This window comes from Kosmotoga sp., from assembly GCF_982836095.1.
In genome coordinates this window covers 1-9,000 of record NZ_CEYIHJ010000066.1, presented here as the reverse complement: position 1 = coordinate 9,000, position 9,000 = coordinate 1, and the positions used below count along the sequence as shown (strand labels likewise).

13 protein-coding genes are annotated in these 9,000 nt (G+C 41.7%); all 13 read right to left on the bottom strand.

Translation table 11 applies throughout. From position 1 onward, the window contains the following. The coding region (locus tag AC3LHT_RS05860; RefSeq protein WP_488662254.1) for a hypothetical protein at positions 1-215 on the bottom strand (215 nt) is incomplete at its 3' end. A 53-nt stretch (positions 216-268) separates the two neighbouring features. Beyond that, positions 269-847, bottom strand: a complete 579-nt coding sequence (locus tag AC3LHT_RS05855) for an ATP-binding protein (protein ID WP_488662253.1) — start codon at positions 845-847, stop codon at positions 269-271. Beyond that, entirely contained in the window at positions 805-1,536 is a 732-nt protein-coding gene (locus AC3LHT_RS05850; protein WP_290645458.1) for a PHP domain-containing protein, read from the bottom strand. The genes AC3LHT_RS05855 and AC3LHT_RS05850 overlap by 43 nt, the downstream gene beginning before the upstream one ends. Before the next feature lie 14 nt (positions 1,537-1,550). Then, the gene (locus tag AC3LHT_RS05845) at positions 1,551-1,883 is read right to left on the bottom strand and encodes an iron-sulfur binding hydrogenase (RefSeq protein WP_290645456.1); all 333 of its coding nucleotides are present in this window, start codon (positions 1,881-1,883) and stop codon (positions 1,551-1,553) included. Between the two features lie 4 nt (positions 1,884-1,887). Continuing rightward, positions 1,888-2,841, bottom strand: coding sequence for a CBS domain-containing protein (locus tag AC3LHT_RS05840; protein WP_290666424.1), 954 nt, complete (start codon positions 2,839-2,841; stop codon positions 1,888-1,890). A gap of 1 nt (position 2,842) precedes the next feature. Further along, a complete protein-coding gene (locus tag AC3LHT_RS05835; RefSeq protein ID WP_290666426.1) occupies positions 2,843-3,205 on the bottom strand; it encodes a hypothetical protein in 363 nt (120 codons plus the stop codon). A gap of 4 nt (positions 3,206-3,209) precedes the next feature. After that, entirely contained in the window at positions 3,210-3,899 is a 690-nt protein-coding gene (gene thyX, locus AC3LHT_RS05830) for an FAD-dependent thymidylate synthase (protein ID WP_488662252.1), read from the bottom strand. Positions 3,900-3,909: 10 nt separating this feature from the next. Next, the gene (locus AC3LHT_RS05825) at positions 3,910-5,070 is read right to left on the bottom strand and encodes a tetratricopeptide repeat protein (RefSeq protein WP_488662251.1); all 1,161 of its coding nucleotides are present in this window, start codon (positions 5,068-5,070) and stop codon (positions 3,910-3,912) included. A gap of 1 nt (position 5,071) precedes the next feature. Beyond that, positions 5,072-5,854 (bottom strand): type I phosphomannose isomerase catalytic subunit, encoded by a 783-nt coding sequence (locus tag AC3LHT_RS05820; RefSeq protein WP_488662250.1) that lies wholly within the window; start codon positions 5,852-5,854, stop codon positions 5,072-5,074. After that, positions 5,851-7,161, bottom strand: a complete 1,311-nt coding sequence (gene trmFO / locus AC3LHT_RS05815) for a methylenetetrahydrofolate--tRNA-(uracil(54)-C(5))-methyltransferase (FADH(2)-oxidizing) TrmFO (RefSeq protein WP_488662249.1) — start codon at positions 7,159-7,161, stop codon at positions 5,851-5,853. The genes AC3LHT_RS05820 and trmFO overlap by 4 nt, the downstream gene beginning before the upstream one ends. Then, positions 7,158-8,048 carry a DNA-3-methyladenine glycosylase family protein gene (locus AC3LHT_RS05810; RefSeq protein ID WP_488662248.1) on the bottom strand — a complete coding sequence of 297 codons (891 nt, stop codon included), beginning with the start codon at positions 8,046-8,048 and terminating at the stop codon, positions 7,158-7,160. The genes trmFO and AC3LHT_RS05810 overlap by 4 nt, the downstream gene beginning before the upstream one ends. Then, on the bottom strand, positions 8,035-8,370 hold the full coding sequence (locus AC3LHT_RS05805) for a hypothetical protein (RefSeq protein WP_290666434.1): 336 nt from the start codon (positions 8,368-8,370) through the stop codon (positions 8,035-8,037). The genes AC3LHT_RS05810 and AC3LHT_RS05805 overlap by 14 nt, the downstream gene beginning before the upstream one ends. A 2-nt stretch (positions 8,371-8,372) precedes the next feature. After that, on the bottom strand, positions 8,373-9,000 hold a 628-nt coding region (locus tag AC3LHT_RS05800), incomplete at its 5' end, for an epoxyqueuosine reductase QueH (protein WP_488662247.1).

The following is a 9,000-nucleotide window of genomic DNA, read 5'->3' as shown; positions in this document are numbered from 1 at the left end:
CCACTCTCAAGCAGACTGGAAATGGAAGCATCTAAAGTTTCGCGTTCTACAGGTGTTTTCAAGGGGATGGAAAGCATGTCAAGGATTTCCCCTCTGGAAAGCTCTTTGTTTCCAGTGATGGATATTTTCCCAATCGTAACTGATTCACCAAAAACAGTTGCCAAAAAAAGAATAACCAGTAACACTAATAAAGGCCTTTTCATAGTCATTTTCATTGAGCGTACCTCCCAATTAAATTCCCGTAAGTTTATTACATAATATTGAATTTTCACCTAAGAGCATCTTCCGCTCCTATGATCACTTCTTCCACCAACTTTATTTTGACTGCATTAATGGCGAAATCGTTCCCGAGAGTTTTGGCAAAATCCGATCTGGTAAGTTCATAGCCAGACTTATCTTTCTCTCTATGTATAACCCATTCAATGCCATCGCTCATCTGTATGGCTGAAACCAGTGTTTGAGCAAGATCACCTATGGGTTGACAGTCAATATGAGAAAGAACAAATGACGCTGAAACTTCCGTCCCCAGTCCTGGCTTTGATGAAAGCTCGAAACTTCCACCGGTGGCCTCGGCAGCTTGTTTTAAAAGGGGTAATCCCAGCCCGAATTTCTTTGCTTTCTTTTTCTCTGTATAAAAAGGATCCAAAACTTCAGAGAGCCTTTCAGCGTTGATTCCTTTCCCATTATCAACCACTTTGAAAGAGAAGAGCTTTCCACTTTCTTCAAAGATCGAAAGTTCTATCCTGCTTGCCCCTGCATCAACGGCATTCTGGTAGATATCCAGAACATGATCAGCAATGGTTCTCAGTCCCATAAAAGTTCCACCCTCTTTTGATCCAGCAGGCATTTTTTAAGTTCTCCAAATTCCCGCTTCTCTGCTTTAATTCGCATTACCTTCTTCAATTGCTGGGGAGAATGGGCATCTGATGAGTGAATGATGCTCAGATGCGGATCTCTCTGAATTTTTTCAAGGGTTTCTTTTTGCGATATCTCCACAAAAACCCTATCGGTATTTCTTGAAAGGGGAACAAACCCCAACTGATAAATTACCCCCATCTTTCTTTCAACATGCGAATAGACATGAATGCCACCAAATCCTTGGATAGAGCTGATTGCCGCATCAAGTTTCAAACTTGTGGGTTGCCCGAGCCATTTCTCTTCCATGGTTGTGAATTCATCATCTTCGTTTACGTACAACTGATAACCGAATCTCTCCGGGTCAACTCTCGTTTCCGGAATAGACGCGTATAACCAATTCGAATAAGCTTCTGCAATCTCAACATTTTCAAAAAGCCCAAGCAAATGAACATCTTCAACAGTATGAATTTCAATACCAGGAACAACAATTATGCCAAAATCTTTGAGGACCTTTGAGAATACCCTGACGTTACCCGCAGAGTTGTGATCGGTGATAGCTATCCAGTCAATGCCCAATTCTTGAAGACGCTTCCCGACAACAGCCGGGGTCATGGTAATTTCTGCACAGGGTGAAAGGCAACTGTGTATGTGAAAATCCGCGTAAAAGTTTTTTAGCACTGAACCACCTCAACCTACCTTAAACCAGCTTCAAACAAGGACATGCAGGCCTTAAAAGAGCTCTTTTCGGTTGCGAGAAGTGTAATGCCATTTTCCTTAGCTTTTTCAATCGTTTCCTCTTCATAACTCAGACCATTGCAAAGAAGTATAGCCTTTACGCCGGTTATGGTTGCAACGGCCAGGATGTTAACGTGAGATTGAACAGTCAACCAGATGGATTCAGCAGGTGCATTTCCCATTACATCTGATAACAAATCTCCTACATAACCATCTTTGATTTCTTTGTTAAGGTCATTTGCCGTAACGACGTCAAATCCACACTTGTTGATTAGCTCACTCAGGAGCATTGCGTTACCCCCTCTCACAAAAGATCATCTCAACCACAACGCCTTTCCCCACTTCAGACATGACAACCATTTGGTCAGAATATCTTCGTATGTTTGGCAGCCCCATCCCGGCACCAAAACCAAGCTCTCTAATATGGTCTGTTGCAGTTGAATAACCTTCTTTCATTGCTTGTTCGATGTTTTCAATGCCTCTTCCGTGATCTTCTACTCTTACCTTAATACAAGTTTTCTCTATCCAGCAGTAGATAGCACCTTCACTTTCACTGTGTATGACCACGTTGACTTCTGCCTCATAGGTTGCAATAGCTACGCGCCTTACCAGTGTTTCACTGATTCCTTTTTTCGTGAGAAAAGACTTGAGCTTTGCCGCTCCAGCTCCAGCAAGATCTACATTTGTGTAATTTATCTGAAAAACGAAATCCGCATCGCTTTTTTTTACATAATCACCGGTGATCAACGATTTATCAAACCATTCTGCCTCTTTTTCCAGAATCTGAGAACGGCGCTCGTCATGCACATAAATCAGGCGAAATCTCTCAAGAATAGCCCGGATGATATCCTTTTTCGAAATGACTCCTAGTATCCGTTTATTCTTATCCACAACGGGGAATCTCCCAAAATGATACCTTTCAAACTTTGAAACAATTGACTCAAGTGGTTCATCGGGCGAGAAACTCACAACCCTCTTTGTCATATGGTCACCGATGGGCTCTTTTATGTAGTTCTTTTCCAGAGCCATTATTATATCTTCAATGCTGATAATGCCAATGAGTTTTCTTTGATCGTTTACAACGGGAATACCGGAAATCTTTCGTATTTTCATGAGTTCCTTAGCTTGCCACAAAGTACGTTCTGAAGTTAGGGTAATTACATTTTTATTCATGATCTCGGAGGCTGTTATATGCGAAAAATATTTCTGCAATTTTTGCAGTAATTCATCTACCTTATCTTCCGCCATACTATGTATCCTCGCTTGTTATGGGATCTTTTAAGCCCAATTTGTAGAGCTCGCCACAGGCTTTGAACATGGGAATATTCGCATGCAAGAGAACGATTCCCAGATCTTTTGCCAGTTCAACAGTACTTTCAGGGATGCTTTCTTTGCGTACAATCAGCACCGCGGTAGCTCCGATTACAGACGCGGTTCTAACCGCCTGAGGAGAATTAAGGCCAGTGATGAGCAACATTTTAGGTTTTCCAAAAGCCAGTACGTCACTCATCAAATCGGCTGCGCCAGCATATTTAATCTCAAGCTCTTCATAATTTTTCGGGGCATTTAGGATTTCACAATCAAGGAGTTCGCATATTTTTTTCAATTTCATTTGATCACCTCTCCTCTAGTTTTAAAAGGTCACCAGTATACCCATATTTCAAAAAAGCCTTATAAGTCAACGGGCAACATTTCTTAAAGATTTTTGCGATGGTCAGAGCATATTGCTGCATTTCCCATTGTGCATGCGAATCTGCTCTCAAACTGAGAAAATTCATAAGGCTTCTGGCGTTTATCGTCCAGTAACACTCCGTGTACATGGCAGTGGGGAGGACGATCCTCGCCAACTCCCTCGCAATACCCATTCCAAGGAGTTTATTATAAGCAGCAAAGGAATTTTCGATAGACTCTTCTATTAAATCGATAGCGTCGTTGTTCAATTTTACGTCATTGCTGGCAACAGAACCCTGTTTGTTTTGCGAATCCGGTGTTCTAATACGCTCCGGGATATACCAATCTTCTTTGAATTCTGTATAACGTCCGCTTCTTTCGTTTATCGACGCAATTCGATGCCTAACGAGCTGACGCATGACGAAAATGGGTAGCTTGAGATGAAACTTCAATACTATATGCTCAAAGGGTGAATGATGCCCGTGCTCCATGAGGTAGTATATGAGCCTTTTATCTCTTTCAGGTGTGGTAAAACCTTTCCCATAACTAACTCTTGCGGCTTGTACGGCCGAAAAATCGTCGCCGAAGACTTCTACCAATCTCACTAAACCTTTGTCCAGAACTTTTAACTCCATTTTGCCCTCCTTAACTCTCTTTCTTTATACGTTCTTCCTGTTTTTTTCTTCGCCTTTTAAAGAAATATTCCAAAAAGATAAGTCCAAAGACTACACCACCGATCAAAGGCGCAACCTGTTTTAATATGATGCCTGAAAGCAGTTTACGTCTTAGATAGCTCAAAGTGGACGCTACTTCTTCATTATAGTCTTCCAAACCGCTCATTTCGAGATAAAAACGAGCGAGAGTATATCTGTCTTTGTCATTTGATTTCAAATATGCCAGGCCAAGCTTTACTATCGCATCGCGATTACTGGAATCGCTTTCTACTGCTCTTCTATAATAGAATAGAGCCGAGTCTATGTTTCCTTCATCTTCAGAGATTTTTCCCAATTCCTCGTAAGCAACAGAGGCATATTTCTTTGGCAACGATGAAATAGATGTGTTTTTTAAAATAATTTCGGCTGTTCCGACTTGTCCAAGCTTTAAGTTTGCAAAAGCTGCGAAGAACCGCGAAAGGTCGTCGGGCGCGTCCATAAGTTGGTAATCTTCAAGAAGCTCTTTATACATTCCGAAATTGTATTCCCCCTCTATGATGCTGGCGAGAATATCATCTCCTGGGTTCAAAGGAAGAACTTTTTTTCGAAATTCTTCAAAAATCTCTTTGGAGCCAAAGCTTGAGTGAGAATGGTAGTAAAAAAGCGCTTTATTGGGAAAATAAGTCTTCGGGAATTTTTCAATCAGCTCCATTGCGAGTTTTGCAGCGTCTTTACCGGAATTCGGATCCTTTGTTTGCACCCAGTCAAGAAAGTATATTCTAAGGGCAACGGCCTTAGAAAGATTTGAAGTTTTGTCAAGGTCAATGAGATTAAGACTGCTCACAGTGGAAGTAGCGACCAGCGTTTCTACGATATCCGTTGAATATTCAAAATCCTCAGGAAGTCCTCGATCGTTCAGCTGATTGAGAAAATCAAAGAATCTGTCTTTGTAATTCCATTCCAGAGTTTCAATGTAGGCGAGACCGTTGCCTATTGCCTTCAGGGCGATATCTGTGACTTCTTTCCCTTCAAGGGAAGAAATTTCGAAAATATAATCTTTAGATAGTATGATTTCAACGGCTTTATCTTCACTAATGGCAAATAATGTGCTGAATATCAGGAGAGAAAGTACAAGCAGTGTTCTCTTGATCATATCAATCCCTCATTTCAACGGTTATCCACAGGAAAGGCTTTTGATAGGAAAAGCTATCCTCAATGACAACAAAAAGCTCGGGCTTGCCTTCGGTGACCACGGCAATACCGGTTCCCATAGCACTTTCAGTGCGCATCACATTGAAGAAGCCTTGTTTTGCTCTATCTTTTAGTCCTCTAATGATCTTTGGAGATAGTTCCGGTTTTATCGCTTTTTTTGCCTTTTCAATGTGTAGCTCGCGTCCCCTTCCCCAGTCGTAGGTACGGTAAGTAATGTCTGAGGCCTGCTGTACTTCAATTAAGCTTGAGTCTGGCCCCAAAGCATGAACAAGTCCAGCGGGCAATCCTACGAAATCACCCGGTTCCAACTCAAAATATGCCAGAGAATCAGGACCGATTGCCTCAGGGAGTTTTTTCTCTTTAAATCCGGCGGCTATTTTTCCATGAGAAGTGAAATACCAGCACTCTGTCTTACCCCATGGTTCCCCTTCGAGTGCTCTTGCGGTTTCATCATCAGGGTGTACCTGTACGGAAAGCCAGGCAGTCGTGGAAATGTATTTCACCAAAAGCGGAAATCTTGGCACTTTTTTTTCGCAAAAGGTCTCGATGAATTCTTCTGGAAAATGCACATCATTGTCGATTTTCAATGGCGTTTTCATTCCGGCTATATCAGAAAGCAACCAGACTTCGCCAATGGGTTCATCTGTATCGACAGCGTACAGCTCATTCAATTTTCTGTTTCCCCATGGTCTTGTCGAAAATACGGGTTCTGAACGCAGTATCATAATATCCCCTCTTTCATGAGAAATGATCTCATCGTTTCTATTGCACGTTCAGCTTTCATGAGCTTTTTCTCGCGTTTTCCCCTTGCCCGAACTTGAGGTAATAGCCCGAAATTTGCATACACGGGATTCAGTGGTGTTTTTCCTGAAAGGGTAATGTGATCAAGCAATGCTCCAAGCATACTCTCTTTTGGGAGAGTGATGGTTCTACCGGATTTCAAAAGCTGTTCAATATTTATCGCAACGAAGCGGCCACTACTTATCGCTTCAACATAACCCTCCAGCCCGGTAATCTGACCGCAGAAAAAAAGATTATCATATGCTTTTGCTCTTAGGTCAGGTCTTAAAACACTTGGAGAATTCAGATATGTATTTCTATGCATCACTCCATAACGTACAAATTCAGCTGAATGTAACGCCGGAATCAATCGAAAAACCCGACGTTGTTCATTCCACTTCAACCTTGTTTGAAAGCCAACAAGATTATACAACGATCCATCCAGGTTTTCTTTTCGCAACTGTACGACAGCATAAGGTTGCTTATCAGTTCTGGGGTCAATTAATCCCACAGGCTTCATTGGGCCGAACCTCAAAGCGTCAAACCCTGTTCTGGCAATTTCTTCTACCGGTTGGCAACGGTTGAAGAGAAATTTATCTGAGAAATTTTCTATGGGAACTACTTCTGCTTCAGTTAGAGCCTGCCAGAAAGCCTGATATTCATCTTGATCAAGGGGGCAGTTAATGTAATCACCAGATCCCTTATCATACCTGTCAGCTTCAAAAGCGAGCTTCATGTCTATTGATTCAGCGGATACTATGGGGGCTACGGCATCGAAGAAAAATAGGTCTTCGCCAAAAATAGAAGAAAGCCAATTTTCAAAATCCGGAGATGATAACGGCCCTGTGGCAACTACCCAAATGGTTTCCTCAGCATTGAGGTCGAGACTCTTCACCTCCTGACGAACGACCGTTATCTTTGGATGCTCATTGATAAGCCTTGTTACTTCCGCAGAAAATTTCTCCCTATCTACGGCAAGTGCTTTTCCGGCTGGAACCCTGAATTTCTTCGCTATTTCAAGCAATATTGAGCCTAAAAGAATGGCTTCTCTTTTCAGTACCCCGGAGGCATTCGACAGATCTTCAGATTTTAGAGAGTTACTGCATACAAGTTCAGCAAAGTTTTCCGTCTTATGGACTTCCGTGCTTCTTTGCGGCCTCATTTCATAAAGAAAAACGTCAAATCCTTTAAAAGCAAGTCCAAGTGCCACCTCAGAACCCGCAAGCCCACCGCCTATCACATTTATCTTCATATTTTTCTTCTCCCAAATTTGCTCCTGTAATATCGAAAGAGAAGTTCCTGATAATAACCTGCATAGGGATAAAATTCCTTCATGCCGTATTCCATAACTTTTTTCGTGCTTCCCTCTATATTGAAGAGATCTTTCATAACCCTTTTTATCCATACATCAACGGGGAATGAATTCAGCTCAGTGTAACCAAAAAGCGTAACACAGCTTGCAACTTTAAAGCCAATTCCTTTGTGCTTCATGAGGCTTTCGAGTTTTTCATCGAGAGAGAGCTTTCTCAAGTCATGAAAAAATTCTTCAGAATCAATGTTCTGAAAAAGTTCATAAAGCCATGGAGTGCGAAAGGCGAGCTTTAGTTCTTTCAGTTTTTCCATAGACAGCTTCTTCAACTGAATTAAATCAGGAAAAGCGAAAAAAACCTCCCCGTTGAGCTCTATATAGTTTTCATGAAAAAGCGCTGAAAGCGCATCTGACATTTTTCTTATACTTGGAATGTTATTTCTTGTTGAAATGATATATTCCACGGTCATTTCGAAAGGATCTTGTCTTAAAATTCTCAGGCCTTTACCCTCTTTGAAGGACCTCAACGAAGTTCTTTTGGCAGTTTCTGGAAAAGTTTTTGCGAGTTTTTCCAATTCAGTTAGAATATCCACGAGGGGATCATCAAAACCCAGATAATATCTCAATGCAACATCAAGATCTTTACCAAATAGTTTATCAGATGAAGCTATTACCCTGATTTCTCTCCCCTGTTGCTTCATCATAAGTGCAGTGTCTTTGACAACTCCCTTCCACCAATTGTCTTCCTTTATCCAGCGAAAGGTTTGTCCGCAGCCAAGAGTAATGTCCAGATCGAACAATTCGGGTACTCGGAGTTCATACTTTACCATTTGAAATACCCCTAACTAACAATTCAGGGAGTTTGGAAATAGCTCTGTAGCCGGTGTCCTGGGTAACTTCGCCAAAAATAGCTAGCAAGAACTTCTCTCCCTTCACGCTTGTGGGAACCACAGTGATAAGGAACCCTTCACTGGAAGTCGTGCTTCTTGTACCTGTGTTCACTGCCAGGGTTATCGAAAGTGGTGGTATTGCACAGGGCAACTCGTCTCCAAGGCTTTCACCTTTTTCATTTACCACTCTTAAAATCACTCCTAATTCGGAGCTTAAACCTTCGAGCGTGTTCACAAGCCTATGAATTTCACTTTCTTGCATTTTTATCTCCTTTCAATTCTACAATTATATTTCCCGCACTTTAGCCATTTTCCTGTCAAAGCAAAAGTTTTCACATATTCGCTTTCCACCACAAGCGAAGAAGGTTTAAGAATTTCTAATAACTTCTTCAGCTCCTCCTTGCTTCTCACTTTGACTGCAGAAAGCTTCAGTTTCTGTCCCCTAAATTGCCATAAATGCTCATGTTGAGCAAAAAGTTTTCTGAATAGAGTTCTATCCCTTTCATCTCTTTCTTGCTTTTTTATGACCTGTTCCTTGAGCCCAAATATGCAACCACAGTAATCCTGTTTGTAGATATCTTTCATTGCTTCCTTGAGTTTTTTATGATCAATACCTTTTCGAAAATCAAATGGAATATACCTTATACCGGTTGCCCTTTCCACTTCGCGACCTGCGCGATGAATCAACTCAAGATTCTTCTTCGGGCTAGAGAGAAGTGTTGTTGAGAAAGCATCATAACCACGCCTTCTGGCTTCTTTAGCTGTGATTGCGAGCCGGTATTTTATACAATAATAGCAACGCTTACCTCCCTCGGGCTCTGCTGCGAATTTAGATAGCAGTTTCGTGCTAAAATCCCGTTCATACTCGCCTTCAAAGGCAGTCACTGAATAG